The sequence below is a fragment of the Pseudomonas sp. Pseusp21 genome (assembly GCF_059492145.1).
The window spans coordinates 5,064,057-5,084,997 of record NZ_CP168520.1; the positions used below are offsets into that span (position 1 = coordinate 5,064,057).

Consider the following 20,941-nt stretch of genomic DNA (forward strand, 5'->3'; position numbering starts at 1 on the left):
CAGGCTTCAAGTCTGGTGCTGACAGATCTGGCGCTATCGCCGCATCGCAGCGATAGCTTCACCGCCGATGTCAGAGGCTGAACCCGCCATCCAGCGGAATGATATTCCCGGTCATGTAGGCCCCGGCAGTACTCGCCAGGCTGATCGCCAGTGCTGCCATTTCTTCCTCGCGGCCCCAACGTTTCATCGGAATCAGCGCGGTGTCTTCGGCAAGTGCCTGCTGGTCGTTGCCGATGTGCTGGGTCATCTTGCTCGGGAAACGCCCCGGTGCGATGACATTGACGTTGATGTGCTGGCTCACCAGTTCCCTAGCGAGAATCCGCGACAGCTGATGCAGGGCAGCCTTGCTCGGCCCGTAGGCGTAGGCCTGTTCACCAAAGGAAGAAATCCCCGCCACCGAACCGATGTTGATGATCCGCGCCGGATTGGCCGCCGACCCGGATTTACGCAACAACGGCAGAAACTGCTGGATGCAGCTGAACACCGACGTCACGTTGAGCTGCATGACTTTCTCCCAGCCCTTGACCGGGTAGCTCTCCAGCGGCGCGCCCCATGTCGTGCCGGCGTTGTTCACTAGGATGTCCAGATGCGTGATCTGTTCGCCCAGTCGCTCGGCCAGCTCTTTCACGCCTTCTTCGGTCGCCAGGTTCGCCGCCATACCCAAACAAGTGCCCAGAGCACTGAGTTCTTCAGCGGTTTGATGACAGGCTTCAGCGTCACGGGAACAGACGTACACGCGGGCGCCGGCCTCGACAAAGGCCTTGGCGATCATTTTGCCGATACCACGGGTGCCGCCGGTCACCAGGGCGGTGCGGCCTTGCAGGGAGAAATACGGGTGCATGGCGAATCCTGAGGGCTAGGGTTCAGTACACCCTAGGCCATGCGGCCAGCTTCGAGCTATAAGTTTCAAGCTGCAAGCAAAGTCAAATGCTTGCAGCTTGCAGCTCGAAACTTGTAGCTGCTTTCTACGCTCTCACGCGGAGCGTGAGCCCCTTGAGGAAATTGCGCAGCAACTGATCGCCACACGGGCGGTAGTTGGTGTGGCCTACCTTGCGGAACAAAGCGCTCAGTTCAGGCTTGGATACCGGGAATTCGGCGGCCTTGAGGATTGCGTGCATGTCGTCTTCCTTCAGTTCGAAGGCCACGCGCAGCTTTTTCAGGATGATGTTATTGGTCACCGGCACTTCGATCGGCAGCGGCGGACGGCTTTCGTCCTTGCCGCGCTTGAAGATCACCAGACCGTCGAGGAAGTGCGCGATGACTTCGTCCGGGCAGCGCACGAAGCCTTCTTCGTCTTCTTCTTTTTTGTCGAGGTACGTCACGACATCAGCCAGCGTGACGTCCAGGCCGCCAAGTTTGATGATCTCGACCACTTTCTTGTCGCTGATGTCGAGCATGTAGCGCACGCTGCGCAGAACGTCGTTGTGAACCATGTGTGCAATCCTGATTGTTCGCTGTGGGCATCGCGCGGGCGCGATGCCGGAAATGTAGGGTGGCTCGCGAGCCTTAGAATTTCTCTTTGCCGGACAGGTAGCGCCATTGGCCGACCGGCACCTTGCCAATGGACACGCCGCCGATGCGGATCCGGCGTATGCCGATCACCTTCAGGCCGACCGCTTCGCAGAACTGAGCGATGATCCCCGGCTGCGGGTTCTTCATGGCGAAGCGCAGACGGTTTTCGTTCTGCCAGCTGGCCTTGACCGGCGGCAGCTCCTTGCCCTTGTGGGTGAGGCCGTGCTGCAGTCGGTTGAGGCCGTGGGCAACCATGTCGCCTTCGACTTCGACCACATATTCCTGCTCGATCTTGGCCGCGTCGGCGGTGAGCTTGCGCAGCACCTTCCAGTCCTGGGTGAACACCAGCAGGCCGCTGGCCTTGGGTTGCAGGTCGGCGCTGGCGGTCAGCCGCAGGAAATGCCCGCGCAGCGGACGCTTGCCGTAGCGGTGTTCTTCGCTGAGGGTTTCGGCGCTCAGCGACTGCATGGCGCTGTCGACATCCATGCCCGCCGGCACGTTGAGGAGGAGGGTCACCGGCTCCGGCGCGGTGGCCTTGGCGTCCTTGTCGAGCTCGACTTTCTGGTCGCCGACCTTGAACTGCGGCTCGTCGATGACTTCGCCGTCCACGGTGACCCAGCCGCCCTCGATGAACAGCTCGGCCTCCCGGCGGGAGCAACCGACCAGCTCGATGAGGCGTTTGGAGAGGCGAATCGGGTCAGTCATGACAGGGGCCGTAACAAAAAAGGGGTGGGCATTGTACCTGCCTGGGGCCGGTTAAGCCCGGAACGATTTTTACCGCTTGGCTTTTTGTGAGAGCGAGCCTGCTCGCGATGAGGCCTTTAGTCTCGATATCAATGTCGACTGTCAGATCGCCATCGCGAGCAGGCTCGCTCCCACAGTTGATTTCTGTCTTGTCAGCCGTGTTGCGAGCGCTGCTGATTCTGCCGCAGACGCATATGCAGCAGTGGATACGGCTGGCCCATGCCATCGACCTCCGAGCGGCCGATCACCTCGAACCCTTGCTTGAAGTAAAACCCCAGGGCCTGCGGGTTCTGTTCGTTGACGTCCAGTTCGTCGGCGTTCAGGTGCTCCATGGCGTACTTCAGCAGTTTCTTGCCAAGGCCCTGGCCGCGATGGGCCGGGTCGATGAACAGCATTTCAATCTTGCCCGCCGCGACGCCGGCAAACCCGGTGATGCGCTGATGGCTGTCCCGGGTGCAGATCAGCATCACCGCATCGAGGTAGCGGGTCAGCACCAGATTCTTCAGCAGCTCGATGTAGGATTCCGGCAGGAAATCATGAGTCGCGCGGACCGAGGCCTCCCAGACCCGGGTCAGTTCCTGATAATCGCTGAGTTTCGGCGTGTGGATGACCGAATGCTGACGCATGCCCGATAGCCTCTTTGTCATGGATGAGGGAGTCCTTCCCCTCACAAACTCTAGCCGTAAAAAAGCCCCGCATCTCGTAAAAGAGAGCGGGGCTTTCTGTATTTTTCGCGCTTAGATCTGTTCGGCCCAGAGGTCGTATTCGTCGGCGTCGGTCACCTTGCACCAGACTTTGTCGCCCGGCTTGAGGTTGCTGCCGTTGTCGATGAACACGTTGCCGTCGATTTCCGGGGCATCGAAGAAGCAGCGGCCGACCGCACCTTGCTCGTCGACTTCATCCACCAGCACTTCGATTTCACGGCCGATGCGCATTTGCAGGCGCGCCGAGCTGATGGCCTGCTGGTGCGCCATGAAGCGTTCCCAGCGATCCTGCTTGACGTCGTCCGGAACCATTTCCAGATCCAGATCGTTGGCTGGAGCGCCTTCGACCGGCGAGTACTGGAAGCAGCCGACGCGGTCGAGCTGGGCTTCGGTCAGCCAGTCCAGCAGGTACTGGAAGTCTTCTTCGGTTTCGCCGGGGAAGCCGACGATGAAGGTCGAGCGGATGATCAGGTCCGGGCAGATTTCGCGCCAGTTCTTGATCCGCGCCAGGGTCTTGTCTTCGAACGCCGGGCGCTTCATCGACTTCAGGACTTTCGGGCTGGCGTGCTGGAACGGGATGTCCAGGTACGGCAGGATCTTGCCGGCGGCCATCAGCGGGATCAGCTCGTCGACGTGCGGGTACGGGTAAACGTAGTGCAGACGGACCCAGACGCCGAGGGTGCTCAGTGCTTCGCACAGTTCGGTCATGCGGGTTTTCACCGGTGCGCCGTTCCAGAAGCCGGTGCGGTACTTGACGTCAACGCCGTAGGCGCTGGTGTCCTGGGAAATCACCAGCAGTTCCTTCACGCCGGATTTGACCAGACGCTGGGCTTCGTCGAGCACATCGCCCACCGGACGGCTGACCAGTTTGCCGCGCATCGACGGGATGATGCAGAAGCTGCAGCTGTGGTTGCAGCCTTCGGAAATCTTCAGGTACGCGTAGTGACGCGGGGTCAGCTTGATGCCTTGCGGCGGCACCAGGTCGATCAGCGGGTTGTGATCCTGCTTCGGCGGCACGACTTCGTGCACCGCGTTGACCACTTGCTCGTACTGCTGCGGACCGGTGACGGCCAGCACGCTCGGGTGCACGTCACGGATGTTGCCTTCTTCCACGCCCATGCAGCCGGTCACGATGACCTTGCCGTTTTCCTTGATCGCTTCACCGATGACTTCCAGCGATTCGGCCTTGGCCGAGTCGATGAAGCCACAGGTGTTGACCACGACCACGTCGGCGTCCTGATAGGTGGACACCACGTCATAGCCTTCCATGCGCAGCTGGGTCAGGATGCGCTCGGAGTCGACCAGTGCTTTCGGGCAACCCAGAGAAACGAAGCCAACCTTTGGATTGGCCGGCGCAGGAGTGGTGGACATGTCTAACCTCGGTGTTTTGTGACATCGATTACCTGATTCAGGAACCGACGGACGGGCGCTTAAGGCGCGCCTCTGATCAAAAAGTGCGCAATTCTAGCGACGAGCAGCGCACTTGACCAGCTTTATGCAGGGAAATACGACGAGTGCTGCGCTATGCTTCGCGCCGTTGCGCTTTACTGAATTTTTACAGTCAAGAAAACGTCTGTTACAGGGCGTAAAAACGCGCATGCTGCACACAAAGCATAGTGCTTCATATAAGAAGCCGGTCTGGGAATCAGGAGTGTTGGATGGGTCAGGCAAGTAGTCACGCGGCAGGCGCCGAAGGTTCGGCCACCAAGCCGCTGAGCATGCTGGTCGCGGCGGTCGGGGTAGTTTACGGCGACATCGGCACGAGCCCGTTGTACACCCTCAAAGAAGTGTTTTCCGGCGCTTACGGTGTGCCCGTCAATCACGACGGAGTGCTCGGCATTCTGTCGCTGATTTTCTGGTCGCTGATCTGGGTCGTTTCAATCAAGTACATGATGTTCGTCCTGCGCGCCGACAACCAGGGCGAGGGCGGGATCATGGCGCTCACCGCGCTGGCCCGTCGGGCAGCGGCGGGGCGCAAGCGATTGCGTACGTTGCTGGTGGTCTGCGGGCTGATCGGCGCGGCGCTGTTCTATGGCGACAGCATGATCACCCCGGCGATTTCCGTGCTCTCGGCCATTGAAGGTCTGGGCCTGGCCTTCGACGGCATCGACCACTGGGTGGTGCCACTGTCGCTGGTGGTGCTGGTGGCGCTGTTTCTGATCCAGAAACACGGCACGGCGCGGATCGGCATTCTGTTCGGGCCGATCATGGTCACCTGGTTCCTGGTCCTCGGCGCCCTTGGCGTCTACGGTATCAGCCACTACCCGGAAGTGCTGCACGCGATGAACCCGGTCTGGGCCGTGCGCTTTTTCATGGTTCATACCGGCATGGGCGTGGCCATCCTCGGCGCCGTGGTGCTGGCGCTGACCGGTGCCGAAGCGCTGTACGCCGACATGGGCCACTTCGGTCGCAAGCCGATTGCCCGTGCGTGGTTCCTGCTGGTGCTGCCGGCGCTGGTGCTGAACTACTTCGGTCAGGGCGCCTTGTTGCTGGAGAACCCGGACGCCGCGCGCAACCCGTTCTACCTGCTGGCGCCGAGCTGGGCGCTGATTCCGCTGGTCGGTCTGTCGACCCTGGCCACGGTGATCGCCTCCCAAGCGGTGATTTCCGGCGCGTTCTCCCTGACTCGTCAGGCGATCCAGCTCGGTTACATCCCGCGCATGTACATTCAGCACACCTCCAGCGACGAGCAGGGCCAGATCTACATCGGTGCCGTGAACTGGTCGCTGATGGTCGGCGTCGTGTTGCTGGTGATCGGCTTCGAATCCTCCGGCGCGCTGGCCTCGGCCTACGGCGTGGCCGTGACTGGCACCATGCTGATGACCACGATTCTGGTGTCGGCAGTCATGTTGCTGCTGTGGAAATGGCCACCGATTCTGGCGGTGCCGGTGCTGCTCGGCTTCCTGCTGGTGGACGGCCTGTACTTCGCCGCCAACGTGCCGAAAATCGTCCAGGGCGGTGCCTTCCCGGTGATCGCCGGTATCGCGCTGTTCGTGCTGATGACCACCTGGAAGCGCGGCAAGCAACTGCTGGTCGAGCGCCTCGACGAAGGCGCACTGCCGCTGCCGATCTTCATCAGCAGCATCCGCGTGCAGCCGCCGCACCGTGTGCAGGGCACCGCCGTGTTCCTCACCGCCCGTTCCGACGCGGTGCCGCACGCGCTGTTGCACAACCTGCTGCACAACCAGGTGCTGCACGAGCAAGTGGTGCTGCTGACTGTCGTTTACGAAGACATCCCGCGCGTCCCGCCATCTCGCCGCTTCGAAGTCGAAGCCCACGGCGAAGGCTTCTTCCGGGTGATCCTGCACTTCGGCTTCACCGACGAACCGGACGTGCCGCAGGCGCTGAAACTGTGCCATCTGGACGATCTCGATTTCAGCCCGATGCGCACCACCTACTTCCTCAGCCGCGAAACGGTCATCGCCTCGAAACTTGAAGGCATGGCCCGTTGGCGTGAAGCGTTGTTTGCGTTCATGTTGAAGAATGCCAACGGGAACCTGCGATTCTTCAATCTGCCGCTGAACCGGGTGATTGAGTTGGGGACGCAGGTGGAGATGTAGGCCTCGTCGCAATTGAAAAGCCCCCGTCAGCTTTGCGGCTGGCGGGGGCTTTTTCGTTTTTGCGCCGTTACATGCTTTCTGGCAGCTCTGCCTCAGATTCGGTCTTCGTTCGCGCAGGTCGCGGCATCAGGGCCTTCATCACGTCGTCGACCAAGGCCTTGCCGATTATCGTCAGGTAATGCGCGGCCCAGGCGTGGCGGTCGCTTTCCTTGTCGTAGGCGGCTTCCTCGGCGAAGGATTTGGCGAGGAACAACAGGTCTGAAGCCTGGGACAGTGCTTCGACGATGGGGACGCCGGAGCGAACGTTGAGTAACGCCTGATCCGAGCTGTAGAGGAAAGAGGTGAAACCGATGGTCGTCAGGTCTGAAGGTGATGAAGGACTTTGTTTGCTCATTGTTTCGCTCCATAAAACGAGGAGCTGCCGCATTCGTTACCACACGAATGGGTGGCAGCTGTACGCAGGGTGGTAAACCGGGGGAGCAAAGAAACCGGCAGACCCGAAGGTCTCCCACGCACAGCCGCCATGACTCGAATTGCAGGCATAAAAACACCTGAGCCGTGTTTGGAATGCTGTTGCACTTTGCCTTGCCGGGTTACCACACCCGATCACTGAAATAGTCAGCGACCTCTGGAGAGTATCCCGTCGAAAAACAGTGCAATAGGGCGGCAAAGTGCCCAAACACGAGATTAGGAGTTTGCCTACAAGGTATGCGGACGTCATCTGATATTGCGACACCAGACGTAAACGAAACTAAACGTTGATGGCGGTTTTGCGCGGCTTTGGTGCGGCAGATGAATGTGGAGTTGACGACTCGAAAAGGCCAATGAAGCAGGTGTCCACGTTTTATGGAATGTGGACACCTGGCGTTTTCAGTTTCATGAAGAGTCAAGCATTGAATGAAAAAGCCCCCGCAACCATAAGGCTGCGGGGGCTTTTTGGTGGTGCGCTTCAGATCACTCTTCCGCCACCTGCGCCGTGTTCTGGCGCTTCTCGATCAGATCCACAAGACGCTTGGCCAGCGCCGGGTAGTTCTCGTCGAAGTGGTGGCCGCCAGGCAGCTTCACCGCTTCGCCCACCGCGGTTTTGTCGGTGCAGCCGCTTTCATCCGTCTCTTCTTCACCGTAGATGCACACGACCTTGGCCGGTGGCAGCTTGGCCATTTCCGGGCCGGTGGCGGCTTCTTTGCCGGCGTTGCCGAGCCAGCCTTCGACTTCGATTTCGAAGCTTCCGGTGCGGGCGAAGGCCAGCAGGATGATTGCGTCGACGCGTTGCTGCTCGGTTTCCGGCAGGCGGTTGTAGATGGCCGGGAGGACGTCGGCGCCGAACGAGTAGCCGGTCAGGATGAAGCGCTTGGTGCCCCATTTCTGGCGGTAGTGCTGCATCAGTTCGGTCAGGTCCAGCGCGCTCTGTTCCGGGCTCTTGTGCTGCCAGTAGTAGCGCAGGGTGTCGATGCCGACGACCGGGTAGCCGATCTTGGCCATTTCACCGGCCACGTCGCGGTCCAGATCGCGCCAGCCGCCGTCACCGGACAGGAACAGGGTCACGGTGTCCTTGGCCTGACCGGCCGGGACTTCAACCACTGGGATCTGCAGACCACCGTTGGCCTTGTCGCCGCCGACGAGGATCTTGCGCAGTTCGTTGTTCAGCACTTGCGGCAGGTTGATGTCGTAGTCGCTGATGCTGGTTTCGGCGTTCGGTTGGTCGCGCACGAAACCGGCGCTGGTGTCGTCCGGGTTGTCGTTCCACGCCACCAGCCAGTGGCCGTGGGCGGCGGCTTTTGGCAGCAGGTGGGTGCAGCCGGGTTTTTCCAGGGCCAGGTCGACGGAGACGGCCTGGGCCTTGTCGTCCTTCTGTTCGGACAGCCAGCGCCATGCCAGCACCGCGCCGGGGCCGATGCCGCTGACCAGGGTCGCCGGGCCGTTCAGTTCACGCAGGCCGGCTTGCAGGGCACGGCTTTGCAGCAGGCAGTCCTTGGGCAGGATCACCTGGACGATCTGCGCCGAGGCGCTGCGGCTCAGGGTGGTCAGTTGCTTGTCACTGAGCTTCTGGTCGTCGTTGACCGCCACCAGTACCTGAGCCTTGGGCTTGGTGCCAGGGATGACCCGGGTCATGGCGGCGCCATCGGCCGGGGTGAGCTGTTCGAGGGTCGGTTCCGGTGCCGGGCGTTTGAGGTACCAGAAACCGCCACCGGCAATCGCGGCCAGCACCAGCAGTGCGACCAGGATGTACTTCAGGGAGCGTTGAATCATCAGCGTTTCACCAATCCAGTCAAGCCGCCCGCGATCAGGGCAGCAGTGTCGGCCAGCGCCACCAGCGGATCCAGTCCGGCGGGCACGGCCATATAACGGGGTTCCCAGTCAGGCTGGAACTTGTCTTTGAAGCGGCGCAAGCCTTGGAAGTTGTACAGCTGCTCACCACGGCGGAAAACCATCGAGCCCAGACGCTGGGTCAGCGGTGCCCCGCGCCGGGGTTGCAACCCCGACAGCGGCACCATGCCCAGGCTGAAGCGCGCGTATCCGTGACTCTTATAGTGTTGAATCAGACCGACCATCATGAATTCCATGGTCAGCTTGGGGGCGTCCGGGTGCGCGCGCATCAGGTCGAGACTGGCCAGGTCGTGGCTGTAGGTCTCGAGCAGGTTGGCGAACGCTACCGGACGCCCTTCGAAGCGAATCACCGCGATGCGGAAATGCTTCAGGTAATCGTCGCTGAAACGGCCAAGGGAGAAGCCTTTCTCGCGCACGTTCTTGCCGGTCAGCCAGGCATCGGAAATCACCTTTAGCTCATCCATTGGCGCCTGGCCCGGCTCATGGATTTCCAGTGACAGGCCATCGCGAGTGCCACGGTTCCAGGTGTAGCGCAGGTCCTTCATCTCCTTGCCCTTGGCTTCCAGGTCAAAGCGATGCAGATCGACCCGGGCTTCCTCGCCCAGCTTGATCGCGGTCAGGCCGATGTCCATGTAGTACGGCAGGTTCTCGGCGCGCACCTGATAGAACACCGGGCGGGCGTGGTGGATGTCGCACAGGTCGCGGAATTGCCAGATCATTTCGGCCCGTTGCTGGCCGGGGCCGATCGGGTCGTACAGGGCCACCAGACTGCGGCCGCGACGGGCGTACATCAGGAAGGCTTCGTCGTTGGGATGAAACAGCAGCGCCTTGTCACCGGTCAGGGCCAGGCCGCCGTCCGGTTGCGAGGAGGCCATCAGAATCTTCGAGGCGCGTTCCAGCTCATCGGGTGTCGGCAGATGGATCACCGGGCGAGCGGTGCGCAGCAGCCAGGTCAGGGCGATCACCAGTAGCAATACGGCGGCGCCGAGCAGCGAGCGCAGGCCGCGCGGGGCGTCGGCGTCGAGGGTGAACTGCCACCACAGTTGATGGCTGTACGGAACGTCCTGATAAGCGAACAGCAGCAGCCAGGTCGAAGCACCGAGTACGCACAGGCTGGCCACCAGATACAGCGGCGAGAACGGCAGTTCGGTCAGACGGCTCGGGCGGTAGAACGAGCGACGGAACACCCCCAGCAGCGCGGCGGTGAGGGTCATCAGGGTCGCTTCTTCCCAGTCGAAACCCTTGAGCAGCGAGAGCAGGGCGCCCACCAGCAACAGAATGGTGGTCAGCATCCACGCCGCCGACAACCGGCGACGCAAGCCCTGGGCGAGCATCAGGCACAGCACGCCGATCAGGCTGGCGCCAAAGTGCGAGGCGTCGACCAGGCGGTGAGGAATCAGAAAGCCGATGTGTTCCAGACGGGTGTCGATCTCTGGCGTCGCGCCGGAAAACAGCAGCACCACGCCGGACAGGAACACCAGCACCGCGAGAATCGGTGCCGCCAGACCGGAAGCCGCACGCATGGTCTGCGACTGAAACAGGCGCTGGCCTTCGTTGAGCAGCAACAGCACGCACGCCACCAGCAACGGCAGCACCACATAGATCAGGCGATATAGCAGCAGGGCGGCAGCCAGTGGAGCGGCGCCGAGCTTGTCGGCGAACGCCGCGAGCAGAATCGCTTCGAAGACCCCCACGCCACCCGGAACGTGACTGAGTACGCCCGCCGCCAGCGCCAGCAGATAAACCAGCAGGAACGCACCGAAGGGCGGCGCTTCCGGCAGCAGCAGATAAAGGACGGTCGCAGCGGCGGCGACGTCGAGGGCGGTGATGACCAGTTGCAGGAACGTCAGGCGACGACCCGGCAGGCGCAGGGTGCGACGACCGGCCCGGACCAGCAGGTTGTCCGGATAAGGTTGTTCCGGCAGGCGACGGCGATAGATGCCGATGGCCAGGATCGCGCCGAGCAGCAGCACCACGCCGGCAACCGTCCCCAACAAGGTCTCGGAGAGCCCCAGTGCCTGCGACGCAGCAGGCAGGTTGCTCAGGGTCGCAAGCGCAGCCAGCGGCGGCAGGGCGCAGCCCAGCGACAGGCTGGCGAACAGGGTCATGTGCGCGACTTCGGAAGCGCCCAGGCCATGTCGTGCATATAAACGGTAACGCACCGAGCCACCGGACAGCATCGACAGGCCGATGGCGTTGCCGATGGCAAACGCGGTGAAGCCGCCAAGGGCCAGAACTTTCGGTGCCAGCGTCACGCGGGCGTAACGACTGGCCGACCATTCATAGCCGAGCAGAATGATGAAGCCGACGAATGTCGCACCGAGGGCACCGAGAAGGGCCGGTTTCGGCACCTCCAGAATCGAGTCGTGCAGTGCGTCAAGATCGAGTTCGCTGAGCAGATGGCGACAGGCAATCAGCGCGATGGCGAACAGCAGCAAAGTAACCGCCAGACCGATCGGTTGCCGGTATTTGCTGATCCGATCCAGCAGGCGCAGACGCTCAGGCTTGATCGGTGGGGTCGCTGTGACGGTGTCTTGTGAATCAGACGAGTTGGCGCGCATCAATCACCTCTTGGATTGTGCGCGACAGGATGGAGGTATCCAGCCAAGTAACCAATCCCTGTAGAAAAAAATAATCACAAAATACTACGCCTCTCACCGGGTATCGGCGAGGGCAGGTCTTGGATTGCAGATGCCTTGTCCGCGACTCAAGCATAGTCGCATCTCGGCGGGTCTGAAGATCCTGAACGGTTCACTGCACAGTGACAGATCATTGTTGCGAAAGGACTTTTTCCACAGATACAAAAAAGGCCACTCTTTCGAGTAGCCTTTTTTGATGTTTGGTTGCGGGAGCCGGATTTGAACCGACGACCTTCGGGTTATGAGCCCGACGAGCTACCAGACTGCTCCATCCCGCGTCTGTGTGGCGGCATTCTACAGGCGAACGGCGAGGTGTCAACCGATAATCCCGTGATGGGTCAAATAAGTGTGCAATCGCGGCAAACGGTCGCAGAGGAAGCGCTAAGTTTCGGAATCGGAACGATTTCCGCTTGGCGCGACTGGATTCAAAAAACCGACGCGCACAAAAAAGGCCAATCTTTCGATTGGCCTTTTTTGATGTTTGGTTGCGGGAGCCGGATTTGAACCGACGACCTTCGGGTTATGAGCCCGACGAGCTACCAGACTGCTCCATCCCGCGTCTGTGTGGCGGCATTCTACAGAGGAACGCCGGAGTGTCAACCTTCAATTCGGATAAAACCTGTTCAGCTTCAATCGGTTAGCGCTGACGGACGGTCTTTTTCCCGGCTGCAGGTCAGGCAGCACAAGGGTTTCAGCTCTATTGGAGGTTGCTTTTCGATTGAGAAAATAAATTCAAAGTCCGTTTCCTACAAACTGAAAAGAACATTCATACCACTGGTGCTATATACAGGTGTCAGTGAGATACTGCCGGTCCGGCTCGCCATGTTTCCTTTTCTGTCATGACTCAGCGAAAAATCATCCACGTCGACTGTGACTGTTTCTACGCCGCCATCGAGATGCGGGATGACCCGAGCCTCGCCGGCAAGCCGTTGGCGGTCGGTGGTTCGGCGGACCGGCGCGGAGTGATCGCCACCTGCAACTATGAGGCGCGGGCTTATGGGGTTCGCTCGGCGATGTCGTCCGGACATGCCTTGAAGCTGTGCCCGGACCTGACCATCGTCAAGCCACGCATGGATGCCTATCGCGAAGCGTCGAAGGAAATTCATACGATCTTCAGCGATTACACCGACCTGATCGAGCCGCTTTCCCTGGACGAAGCCTATCTCGACGTCTCGGACAGCGCGCATTTCGGCGGCAGCGCCACGCGGATCGCCCAGGACATTCGCCGCCGGGTTTCCAATCAATTGCACATCACCGTCTCCGCCGGCGTGGCGCCGAACAAGTTTCTGGCCAAGATCGCCAGCGACTGGAAAAAGCCCAACGGCTTGTTCGTGATCACCCCGGACCAGGTCGAAGACTTCGTCAGTGGCCTGCCGGTGAGCAAGCTGCACGGGGTGGGCAAGGTCACGGCCGACAAGCTGGGCAAGCTCGGTATCAGTGACTGCCTGCAATTGCGCGAGTGGGACAAGCTGGCGCTGGTGCGGGAATTCGGCAGTTTCGGCGAGCGCTTGTGGAGTCTGGCCCGTGGGATTGATGAGCGGTTGGTACACAACGACAGTCGCCGTCAGTCGATCAGTGTCGAAAACACCTACGACGTCGATCTGCCGGACCTGCGCAGTTGCCTCGACAAGCTCCCGGAATTGCTGGAAACCCTGAAAACCCGCATGGCGCGGATCGACAGCAGCTACCGGCCGGGCAAGCCGTTCGTCAAAGTGAAGTTTCACGATTTTACCCAGACCACGTTGGAACAGGCGGGGGCAGGGCGGGATCTGGGCAGTTACCAGTTGATGCTGACGCAGGCGTTCAATCGCGGTGGCAAACCGGTGCGGCTATTGGGAGTAGGCGTGCGGCTGGAGGATTTACGCGGCGGGTTCGAACAAATGGAGCTGTTCGAGCGATAAGCGGACAAAAAAATGCCCGAAGCAGGTTCGGGCATTTTTTCAGGGGTTCAGTTCGGCCCCGGATCCGCCACCAGACGCCCCGCATCCCGGGTCAGGGACTTGAGGAATTCGGCCTGCAACTCAGGATCGTTGCGGGTCAGTTCGATCAGGCTTTGTTCCAGTTCACTGGCTTCTTCTTCCAGACCCAGTTCCGACAGACGCTTGACCCGGTGCACCCATTGGCTCACTTCGTCGTCTTCCAGATCGTCGTAGATCAGCCCGTGAGCTTCCAGCAGCTTGCCGCGCAGGTGACTGCTGATCGCCAAAGACGAGTCGGAATGCACGTCATCCTTGCCGTCTTCGACGCTGATCTGCAGTTTGCCTACATGATTGAGGTCGTTTTCGGCGAACGGGCTGTCCAGCAGGTTCAGACGCAGCACGCCGTTGCGATCGGTGGTCATGTCGAAGGTCTGCTTGCCGGCCTTGACCTGAACCGGGCGCTCGCTCCACGGCAGGCTCGAATATTCCGTGCGCTTGTCGCGCTGGACTTCGTCGATACCGGCCAGGTTCTGTTGCGCGCGACCGTTGGATTGCACGTTCATGAACGGGTTGAGCCCGGCGAAACCGTAGCTGAGCCAGTCCCGTGTCACGCTGTCGGGCAGATTGCCGAGGGCAAACACGTTGACCACGTTCGCGCCGACGCCGCCGACCACCGCGACCGCGCCCAGCGGGATCTCGTAGATCTCCCGCCATGGCTGGTAAGGCGTGTAACGGTCGTAATGGCGGGTAACCTCGAACTCGGTGACTTCGAAAGTCTTCTGTTCGTTGATCTTCACGCGCCGTTGCGGCAGCTCAAGCACCTTGGGCTCGCCGACATCGATCTGCAGGCTGTGATCGAGCAGTTTGCGCTCGACACGTTCCTCGTGCTCGCTGCGTTGTGACATGTGATTGGCACAGCCGCTGACCAGCAGGGTGCCGCACAGGGCGGCACCACCGAGGCCTAAGGTGTTTCGCTTGAACATGACGTCTCTATCTGGTTTCAGCGGCGGATACGGGCCTGAAGGAAGGACAGCACGTCGGCAACCGGCAGCGCTTGCGCCTGGCCTTCGGTACGGCTCTTGTATTCCAGGTTGCCTTCGGCGAGGCCGCGGTCGCTGACCACGATCCGGTGCGGAATGCCGATCAGCTCCATGTCCGCGAACTTGATGCCCGGGCTGGTTTTCTTGTCGCGGTCGTCCAGCAGCACTTCGAAGCCGGCCGCGGTCAGTTCCGCGTACAGCTTGTCGGTGGCTTCGCGTACCAGCTCGGTTTCATAGCGCAGTGGCACCAAAGCGATCTGGAACGGTGCCAGGGCGTCGCTCCAGATGATGCCGTTTTCGTCGTTGTTCTGCTCGATGGCGGCAGCCACCACGCGGGACACGCCGATACCGTAGCAACCCATTTCCAGGGTCACCGGCTTGCCGTTCTCTCCCAGCACTTCGCACTTCATCGCCTTGCTGTACTTGTTGCCCAGCTGGAAGATGTGCCCGACTTCGATGCCGCGCTTGATTTCCAGGGTGCCCTTGCCGTCCGGGCTCGGGTCGCCGGCCACGACGTTGCGCAGGTCGGCCACGGTCGGAACCGGCAGATCACGCTCCCAGTTCACGCCGAAGTAGTGCTTGTCGTCGATGTTGGCACCGATGGCGAAGTCGCTCATCAGCTCCACCGAACGGTCGATGATGATCGGCAGCGGCAGGTTCAGCGGGCCGAGGGAGCCGGCGCCGGCGCCGATGGCGTCACGCAGTTCGGCATCGGAGGCCATGACCAGCGGGCTGGCAACGCCTGGCTGGTTGGCAGCCTTGATTTCGTTCAGCTCGTGGTCGCCGCGAATGATCAGGGCGATCAGCTTGCCTTCTTCTTCGGCGTGCACGATCAGGGTCTTGATGGTCTTTTCGATCGGCAGACCGAATTTCTCCACCAGGGCCGCGATGGTCTTGGTGTCTGGCGTATCGACCAGACGCAGCTCTTCGCTTGGCGCGGCGCGCGAGGTTTCACGCGGCACGGCTTCGGCTTTCTCGATGTTCGCTGCGTAGTCGGAACCGTTGCTGAAGACGATATCGTCTTCGCCGGACTCGGCCAGTACGTGGAATTCGTGGGAGCCGGCACCACCGATCGAACCGTTGTCGGCTTCCACCGGACGGAATTTCAGGCCCAGGCGGGTGAAGATGTTGCAGTACGCTTCGTGCATGCGGTCATAAGTGATCTGCAGCGACGCCTGATCCGCATGGAACGAGTAGGAGTCCTTCATGATGAATTCGCGACCGCGCATCAGGCCGAAGCGTGGACGGATCTCGTCACGGAATTTGGTCTGGATCTGGTACAGGTTGATCGGCAGCTGTTTGTAGCTGCTCAACTCGTTGCGCATCAGATCGGTGATCACTTCTTCGTGGGTCGGCCCCGCGCAGAAATCACGACCGTGGCGGTCTTTGATGCGCAGCAGCTCAGGGCCGTATTCTTCCCAGCGCCCCGATTCCTGCCACAGCTCGGCCGGTTGGGTGCTCGGCATCAACACTTCCAGAGAGCCGGCGGCGTCCATCTCTTCGCGAACGATGGCTTCCACCTTGCGCATCACTCGCAAGCCCATCGGCAGCCAGGTGTACAGGCCCGAGGCGAGTTTGCGGATCATGCCGGCGCGCAGCATCAGCTGATGGCTGATCACGACCGCGTCGGAAGGCGTTTCTTTCTGTGTGGCGAGCAAAAATTGACTGGTGCGCATGGTTGGCCGTTGTCGGTTGCTATGACTGGAAATGACGGAGCAGTGTAACGGCGAGATCCGCCGACGTACAGAAGTGCAGCCCCGGCGCAACCCCTCTCGCCGGGTGCGAGATGTCTTACGATTCTTCCACGACGGAGGTCGGTGCAGGTTCCGGCGTCGGCGTCGGGCCTTCGCGGCGGCTTTCCTGGAACCAGTGCAGGGCGATCAGCACCAGGGTCGGAACGCCGAGCAGCGCGGTGATCAGGAAGAAGTTGTGATAACCGAACTTCTCCACCATCACCCCGGAGTAGCCGCCGATCAGGCGTGGCAGCAGGAGCATGATCGAGCTGAGCAGGGCGTACTGGGTGGCGGAGAACTTCAGGTTGGTCAGGCTCGACAGGTAGGCGACGAACGCTGAGGTGGCCAGGCCGGAGCTGAAGTTGTCGAGGGAGATCGTCACCACCAGCATCTGCAGGTTCGGGCCCATGTCGGCGAGCATCAGGAACAGCAGGTTGGTGCCCGCCGACGCGGCACCGCCGATGAACAGGATCGGCAGGATACCGAAGCGCACGATCAGCAGACCGCCCATGCCGGCGCCGACGAGGGTCATGATCAGGCCGAAGATCTTGCTGACGCTGGCGATCTGGTCCTTGGTGAAACCCTGGTCGATGTAGAACACGTTGGCCATCACGCCCATCACCGTGTCGGACATCCGATAGGTGGCGATCAGGCCGAGCAGCAGCAACGCCTGCCAGCGGTAGCGCAGGATGAAGTCGTTGACCGGTGTCAGAACCGGCGCCAGACCACGGCGCCCCATGGCCGAGAGGCACAGGCAGGTCAGCGTGGTGTAGAGAATCGCGCGCAGGAACGCCCGGTCTTCCAGCAGCAGGTCCAGCGGGCTCATGTCGCCAAACAGCACGCTGGCGAAATCGGTGTTGTAGAGCTGGGTGAACATGGCCGGTACGGAGACCAGCAAAATGATCAGCACGAACACCGACATCAACTGATGCATGAAGGTGTAACGCCCCGCCTGCAACTGGGTGCGCAACGGCACCGGCGGCTCGCGCATCAGCAGGGTGGTGAGCAGGGCAGGCACCATCAGGGCACCGAACAGCACGTAGGTGCCGGTCCAGGCCGAATGCTGGTACTTGAAGCCTGTAGAGCCGAAGCCCTCGGCGAAGAACAGCGCACCCGCGGTCGCGAGCAGGGCGGCGATCCGATAGCCGGACATATAGCTGGCGGCCAGCGCGGCCTGACGGCTGTCTTCGGCGATTTCCAGGCGATAGGCGTCGACCGCGATATCCTGGGTGGCGGAAGCGAACGCCACGACCACGGCGATGGCGATCAGCCAGGACAGGTGTTTCTGCGGGTCGCAAAAACCCATACCGATCAGGCCGAGGATTACCAGCGTCTGTGAGAGCACCAGCCACGAACGGCGACGACCCAGCTTGCCCAGCAGCGGCAGGCGCCACTGGTCGAGCAGGGGCGACCAGACCCATTTGAAGGCATAAGCCAGACCAATCAGGCTGGCGTAGCCGATCGTCTCACGGGCCACACCGGCTTCACGCAGCCAGACCGAAAGTGTCGAGAACACCAGCATGTACGGCAGGCCGGCGGCGAAACCCAGCAACAACAGCACGAGCGTCGAAGGACTGGCATAGGCGGCGAGCGCGGCGCGCCAGGTTTTACGGGGCATGGGCTGAAGTCTGCCTCAAGATTGCGAAAACAAAGCGCGCACTCTAACCGCTGTGCTCTACCGGACGCCAGCCATGGCGCCGAATATCCACACGATTGTTCAGGACGGTGATGCCTTCCATGCGCAATCGCGCCCGCTGTTCGTCCCCGGACGGGCTGCCCGCCGGCAGGCTGATCCGACCGCCGGCGCCGAGCACGCGGTGCCAGGGCAGTTTGGTGTCGCCGGGCAATTGGCTCAGGGTCCGACCGACCCAACGGGCGGCGCGCCCCAACCCCGCCAGTTCGGCCAACTGACCATAGCTGACGACTTTGCCCTCAGGCACTTGGGCGAGGGTGGAATAGAGTGCCGTGCGTCGGATTTGCGGATCGTTTTCGCAGGCATGCATCGGGTCTGTCACGTGCGCGGTTCCTGAACTTGATCGCGTTATGTGCTTAAGCGTAATCGGTGGATGGGCAATTGAGAAATGAACTCAACAGAATTAGCCGGGTCACTCCTTGTCAGGGAATTATTCCTACGGATAATGCCGACCCTTTTTTCGCAAACTTGAGTCTTCGATTCGCTTATGTTGTCCAGAACCCTGCTGTGCCTTGCTGTCTTCAGTGCGTCCACACCCTTGCTTGCCGACACCGTCTGGTTGAAGAACGGTGACAAGCTGAGCGGTAAAATCACGCTGTTCGACGGCGGCAAGTTGCTGGTCCAGACCCAGTACGCCGGGGCCGTTACCATCGACTGGAAGCAGGTCAAGACCCTGGAGAGCGATCAGGAACTGCTGGTCAAGCAGGACGCCTACAACGGCGAGAAGGCCAAGTCCCTGAGTGCTGCCGAAGAGGGCAAGGTCACCCTGGCCAACGGCGAGGCGCCGAAAACCGTGGAGCTGGCGAGCATTCAGCAGATTCTCAAGCCGAAACCGGTGGTCGAGGATCTGGTGTGGAAGGGCAACGTCGATCTGGCGCTCGACTACCAGCGCGCCGAGAAAGATACCGACGACTACGATGTCGGCTTCAAGACCACTGCTCGTCACGGCCGCTGGCGCCATATCGCCGAGGGCGAATACAACCGCGAAGTGCAAGACGACGTGACCACCACCGATAACTGGCGCGCCGAGTACTCGCTCGACCGCTTCCTCACTGATCAATGGTTCTGGCAGGGGCGGTTGAACTACAAGCGCGATCACATCGAAGAGCTGGCGCGCCAGCGCGTGGTGGGTACCGGCCCGGGTTACCAGTTCTGGGATGACGAACTGGGAGCGTTCTCCCTGGGTTCGCTGCTCAACCGAACCGATTACGAGTACCGCGATGGCAGCAAGGACAACTTCTATTCGGTCGCCATGAAGTGGGACTACAACCGCTACCTGATCGGCAAGAAGGTCGAGTTCTTCACCAATGGCGAAGTCGGCAAGCCACTCTCCGGCGTCGCCGATTACGCGCTGGATGCGGAAATGGGCCTACGCTACAAAGTCACCGAGTGGGCCTCGCTCAACCTCAAGGCCGAACGCGACATCATCAGCGGCACCGAGGATGCGGACCTGAGCAAGACCCGCTACACCGCCGGTTTCGGCGTGGCCTGGTAAGCAACGCAAAAGATCGCAGCCTTCACGGGCTGCGATCTTTTTTTGCGCCCGGAAAAACAGACGCCCACAAAAAAGCCCCGCTTTTGAGGGCGGGGCCTTTTTCTAAAGAAGCTACAAGTTAGATAACTTGTACTTCTTCAGCTTGCATGCCTTTCTGACCGCGGGTAGCGATGAAAGAAACCTGTTGGCCTTCTTTCAGGCTTTTGAAGCCGTCGGATTGGATAGCTTTGAAGTGAACGAACAGGTCGTCACCGGATTGTGGAGTGATGAAGCCGAAGCCTTTTTCATCGTTGAACCACTTAACGGTACCGGTTTGGCGATTAGACATGGTGTAACTCCTTGAACAAAGATAACTGCGACTCAGGAAGAACCCTGGCCGAGACTGAGTGCAAAGAGCAGGAAAAATTCTTGTAGATGGTTGGATCGAAATTCAACATATCGTGTAGAGATTCTCAGTGACACAAGCAGCACAGTGGCGCCACCTTAACCCTTTTTCCGGAACGTGCCAATGCTTCTTGCGAAGGTTTCTCTGTTTTAGGGATCGACGGTGTGACGGTTCGTCGCGAAGCCGCGTAAATCCCGCACGTTCGGCGAGAATTGCACCCCGCACTTTGAACCCGGCGGCGCGCCCGGTAAGATGCCGGACAGATTTTTTCCACCTCGCTATTCAGGACACCCGCCATGAGCATCAAATCGGACAAGTGGATTCGCCGCATGGCGCAGGAACACGGCATGATCGAGCCGTTCGTCGAGCGCCAGGTACGTGGCAGCGACGACAGCCGTGTGATCTCCTACGGTGTGTCGAGCTACGGCTACGATGTGCGTTGCACCAATCATTTCAAGGTGTTCACCAACATCAATTCGGCCATCGTCGATCCGAAGAATTTCGACGCCGGCAGCTTTGTCGACGTCCACAGCGACGTCTGCATCATCCCGCCAAACTCCTTCGCCCTGGCCACGACCGTTGAATACTTCCGTATTCCACGCAACGTCCTGACCATCTGCCTGGGCAAGAGCACCTACGCCCGCTGCGGCATCATCGTCAACGTCACCCCGCTCGAGCCGGAGTGGGAAGGCCAGGTGACCCTGGAATTCTCCAACACCACCAACCTGCCGGCGAAGATCTACGCCAACGAAGGTGTGGCGCAGATGCTGTTCCTGGAATCCGATGAGGAATGTGAAGTCTCCTACAAGGACCGTGCCGGCAAGTATCAGGGCCAGCGTGGCGTGACCCTGCCGCGTACCTGATCCGTCCATCCGGCAGTTACCGGGAATTCTTCGGCGGGTAGACACTCTATGAGGTGTACTGCCCGTTTCGCGAACAGCGGGACGGGCCTTCGCCGAGGAGTGCTCCATGAAGATCGATCCGCAAATCACTGCCGAACTGGCAAGGCTCGAGCCCAATCAGGTTGGCGTAATGGCCTGGTCGTTGTTGGCACACCCCCCCATCACCACGGCCGGCGGAATCCCTCACCAGCCCGATCCCGATACCCCCAACGAAGAACCGACAGAGCCCGGCGAACCTACGTTGCCGGATAAACCGCCACCCGCGCCCGTCGCCTGATTGAACGTAT

Annotated in this window: 18 protein-coding genes and 2 tRNA genes; 5 read left to right on the plus strand and 15 right to left on the minus strand. The window is 60.7% G+C overall.

Annotated elements, in window-relative coordinates; all coding sequences use genetic code 11:
* Positions 1-70 precede the first annotated feature (70 nt).
* The 5 genes from ACEN93_RS22965 to rimO all read right to left on the minus strand — a co-directional run bounded on the left by ACEN93_RS22965 (position 71) and on the right by rimO (position 4,331).
* Complete coding sequence (locus ACEN93_RS22965; RefSeq protein ID WP_085666836.1) at positions 71-841, minus strand: SDR family oxidoreductase; 771 nt, start codon at positions 839-841, stop codon at positions 71-73.
* A 124-nt stretch (positions 842-965) separates the two neighbouring features.
* A complete protein-coding gene (locus tag ACEN93_RS22970; protein WP_039771308.1) occupies positions 966-1,433 on the minus strand; it encodes a YehS family protein in 468 nt (155 codons plus the stop codon).
* Positions 1,434-1,506: 73 nt separating this feature from the next.
* A complete protein-coding gene (locus tag ACEN93_RS22975) occupies positions 1,507-2,217 on the minus strand; it encodes an rRNA pseudouridine synthase (protein ID WP_490841750.1) in 711 nt (236 codons plus the stop codon).
* A 191-nt stretch (positions 2,218-2,408) separates the two neighbouring features.
* Positions 2,409-2,882: a GNAT family N-acetyltransferase gene (locus ACEN93_RS22980; protein WP_085647830.1), complete on the minus strand. Its 474-nt coding sequence runs from the start codon at positions 2,880-2,882 to the stop codon at positions 2,409-2,411.
* A 111-nt stretch (positions 2,883-2,993) separates the two neighbouring features.
* Entirely contained in the window at positions 2,994-4,331 is a 1,338-nt protein-coding gene (rimO, locus tag ACEN93_RS22985) for a 30S ribosomal protein S12 methylthiotransferase RimO (protein WP_039771314.1), read from the minus strand.
* A 347-nt stretch (positions 4,332-4,678) separates the two neighbouring features.
* Here rimO and ACEN93_RS22990 point away from each other — a divergent pair, with 347 nt between their 5' ends.
* Positions 4,679-6,520, plus strand: a complete 1,842-nt coding sequence (locus tag ACEN93_RS22990; RefSeq protein ID WP_414860288.1) for a potassium transporter Kup — start codon at positions 4,679-4,681, stop codon at positions 6,518-6,520.
* Between the two features lie 67 nt (positions 6,521-6,587).
* Here the strand turns inward: ACEN93_RS22990 and ACEN93_RS22995 are convergent, their stop codons facing one another.
* The 5 genes from ACEN93_RS22995 to ACEN93_RS23015 all read right to left on the minus strand — a co-directional run bounded on the left by ACEN93_RS22995 (position 6,588) and on the right by ACEN93_RS23015 (position 12,046).
* On the minus strand, positions 6,588-6,914 hold the full coding sequence (locus ACEN93_RS22995; RefSeq protein ID WP_039771318.1) for a DUF3077 domain-containing protein: 327 nt from the start codon (positions 6,912-6,914) through the stop codon (positions 6,588-6,590).
* A 560-nt stretch (positions 6,915-7,474) separates the two neighbouring features.
* Positions 7,475-8,770, minus strand: a complete 1,296-nt coding sequence (locus ACEN93_RS23000; protein ID WP_074691372.1) for a virulence factor family protein — start codon at positions 8,768-8,770, stop codon at positions 7,475-7,477.
* Entirely contained in the window at positions 8,770-11,409 is a 2,640-nt protein-coding gene (gene mprF / locus ACEN93_RS23005; protein ID WP_495610536.1) for a bifunctional lysylphosphatidylglycerol flippase/synthetase MprF, read from the minus strand. Before mprF ends, ACEN93_RS23000 begins: the two co-directional genes overlap by 1 nt.
* Before the next feature lie 279 nt (positions 11,410-11,688).
* Positions 11,689-11,765, minus strand: a tRNA-Met gene (locus ACEN93_RS23010).
* Positions 11,766-11,969: 204 nt separating this feature from the next.
* A tRNA-Met gene (locus ACEN93_RS23015) sits at positions 11,970-12,046 on the minus strand.
* Positions 12,047-12,326: 280 nt separating this feature from the next.
* On the opposite strand from ACEN93_RS23015, the gene dinB reads away from it, so the two are divergent.
* Positions 12,327-13,388 (plus strand): DNA polymerase IV, encoded by a 1,062-nt coding sequence (gene dinB / locus ACEN93_RS23020; RefSeq protein ID WP_039771321.1) that lies wholly within the window; start codon positions 12,327-12,329, stop codon positions 13,386-13,388.
* 47 nt (positions 13,389-13,435) lie between these two features.
* Here the strand turns inward: dinB and ACEN93_RS23025 are convergent, their stop codons facing one another.
* From ACEN93_RS23025 to ACEN93_RS23040, 4 genes are all read right to left on the minus strand, one after another.
* A complete protein-coding gene (locus tag ACEN93_RS23025; RefSeq protein WP_039771323.1) occupies positions 13,436-14,389 on the minus strand; it encodes a hypothetical protein in 954 nt (317 codons plus the stop codon).
* A 17-nt stretch (positions 14,390-14,406) separates the two neighbouring features.
* Positions 14,407-16,122 (minus strand): proline--tRNA ligase, encoded by a 1,716-nt coding sequence (locus ACEN93_RS23030; RefSeq protein WP_064593895.1) that lies wholly within the window; start codon positions 16,120-16,122, stop codon positions 14,407-14,409.
* Positions 16,123-16,237: 115 nt separating this feature from the next.
* Positions 16,238-17,797, minus strand: a complete 1,560-nt coding sequence (locus ACEN93_RS23035) for an AmpG family muropeptide MFS transporter (protein ID WP_011332760.1) — start codon at positions 17,795-17,797, stop codon at positions 16,238-16,240.
* A 43-nt stretch (positions 17,798-17,840) separates the two neighbouring features.
* A complete protein-coding gene (locus ACEN93_RS23040) occupies positions 17,841-18,182 on the minus strand; it encodes an MGMT family protein (protein WP_011332761.1) in 342 nt (113 codons plus the stop codon).
* Between the two features lie 177 nt (positions 18,183-18,359).
* Here ACEN93_RS23040 and ACEN93_RS23045 point away from each other — a divergent pair, with 177 nt between their 5' ends.
* Entirely contained in the window at positions 18,360-19,367 is a 1,008-nt protein-coding gene (locus tag ACEN93_RS23045; RefSeq protein ID WP_074691375.1) for a DUF481 domain-containing protein, read from the plus strand.
* Between the two features lie 118 nt (positions 19,368-19,485).
* Here the strand turns inward: ACEN93_RS23045 and ACEN93_RS23050 are convergent, their stop codons facing one another.
* A complete protein-coding gene (locus ACEN93_RS23050) occupies positions 19,486-19,695 on the minus strand; it encodes a cold-shock protein (RefSeq protein ID WP_002554837.1) in 210 nt (69 codons plus the stop codon).
* A gap of 353 nt (positions 19,696-20,048) precedes the next feature.
* Here ACEN93_RS23050 and dcd point away from each other — a divergent pair, with 353 nt between their 5' ends.
* Together dcd and ACEN93_RS23060 are read left to right on the plus strand one after the other, a co-directional pair.
* Positions 20,049-20,615, plus strand: coding sequence for a dCTP deaminase (dcd, locus tag ACEN93_RS23055; RefSeq protein ID WP_007954988.1), 567 nt, complete (start codon positions 20,049-20,051; stop codon positions 20,613-20,615).
* A gap of 106 nt (positions 20,616-20,721) precedes the next feature.
* Complete coding sequence (locus ACEN93_RS23060) at positions 20,722-20,931, plus strand: hypothetical protein (protein ID WP_011332763.1); 210 nt, start codon at positions 20,722-20,724, stop codon at positions 20,929-20,931.
* The last annotated feature ends 10 nt before the right edge of the window (positions 20,932-20,941 follow it).

What these genes read in the sequence shown, in the direction of transcription:
- ACEN93_RS23000 (WP_074691372.1), bottom strand. Translation starts at nt 8,770, where the DNA reads ATGATTCAACGCTCCCTGAAGTACATCCTGGTCGCACTGCTGGTGCTG.
- ACEN93_RS22975 (WP_490841750.1), bottom strand. Translation starts at nt 2,217, where the DNA reads ATGACTGACCCGATTCGCCTCTCCAAACGCCTCATCGAGCTGGTCGGT.
- ACEN93_RS23040 (WP_011332761.1), bottom strand. Translation starts at nt 18,182, where the DNA reads ATGCATGCCTGCGAAAACGATCCGCAAATCCGACGCACGGCACTCTAT.
- ACEN93_RS23025 (WP_039771323.1), bottom strand. Translation starts at nt 14,389, where the DNA reads ATGTTCAAGCGAAACACCTTAGGCCTCGGTGGTGCCGCCCTGTGCGGC.
- ACEN93_RS23050 (WP_002554837.1), bottom strand. Translation starts at nt 19,695, where the DNA reads ATGTCTAATCGCCAAACCGGTACCGTTAAGTGGTTCAACGATGAAAAA.
- ACEN93_RS23035 (WP_011332760.1), bottom strand. Translation starts at nt 17,797, where the DNA reads ATGCCCCGTAAAACCTGGCGCGCCGCGCTCGCCGCCTATGCCAGTCCT.
- rimO (WP_039771314.1), bottom strand. Translation starts at nt 4,331, where the DNA reads ATGTCCACCACTCCTGCGCCGGCCAATCCAAAGGTTGGCTTCGTTTCT.
- ACEN93_RS22970 (WP_039771308.1), bottom strand. Translation starts at nt 1,433, where the DNA reads ATGGTTCACAACGACGTTCTGCGCAGCGTGCGCTACATGCTCGACATC.
- dinB (WP_039771321.1), top strand. Translation starts at nt 12,327, where the DNA reads ATGACTCAGCGAAAAATCATCCACGTCGACTGTGACTGTTTCTACGCC.
- ACEN93_RS22965 (WP_085666836.1), bottom strand. Translation starts at nt 841, where the DNA reads ATGCACCCGTATTTCTCCCTGCAAGGCCGCACCGCCCTGGTGACCGGC.
- ACEN93_RS22990 (WP_414860288.1), top strand. Translation starts at nt 4,679, where the DNA reads ATGCTGGTCGCGGCGGTCGGGGTAGTTTACGGCGACATCGGCACGAGC.
- ACEN93_RS22995 (WP_039771318.1), bottom strand. Translation starts at nt 6,914, where the DNA reads ATGAGCAAACAAAGTCCTTCATCACCTTCAGACCTGACGACCATCGGT.
- ACEN93_RS23030 (WP_064593895.1), bottom strand. Translation starts at nt 16,122, where the DNA reads ATGCGCACCAGTCAATTTTTGCTCGCCACACAGAAAGAAACGCCTTCC.
- dcd (WP_007954988.1), top strand. Translation starts at nt 20,049, where the DNA reads ATGAGCATCAAATCGGACAAGTGGATTCGCCGCATGGCGCAGGAACAC.
- mprF (WP_495610536.1), bottom strand. Translation starts at nt 11,409, where the DNA reads ATGCGCGCCAACTCGTCTGATTCACAAGACACCGTCACAGCGACCCCA.
- ACEN93_RS22980 (WP_085647830.1), bottom strand. Translation starts at nt 2,882, where the DNA reads ATGCGTCAGCATTCGGTCATCCACACGCCGAAACTCAGCGATTATCAG.
- ACEN93_RS23045 (WP_074691375.1), top strand. Translation starts at nt 18,360, where the DNA reads ATGTTGTCCAGAACCCTGCTGTGCCTTGCTGTCTTCAGTGCGTCCACA.
- ACEN93_RS23060 (WP_011332763.1), top strand. Translation starts at nt 20,722, where the DNA reads ATGAAGATCGATCCGCAAATCACTGCCGAACTGGCAAGGCTCGAGCCC.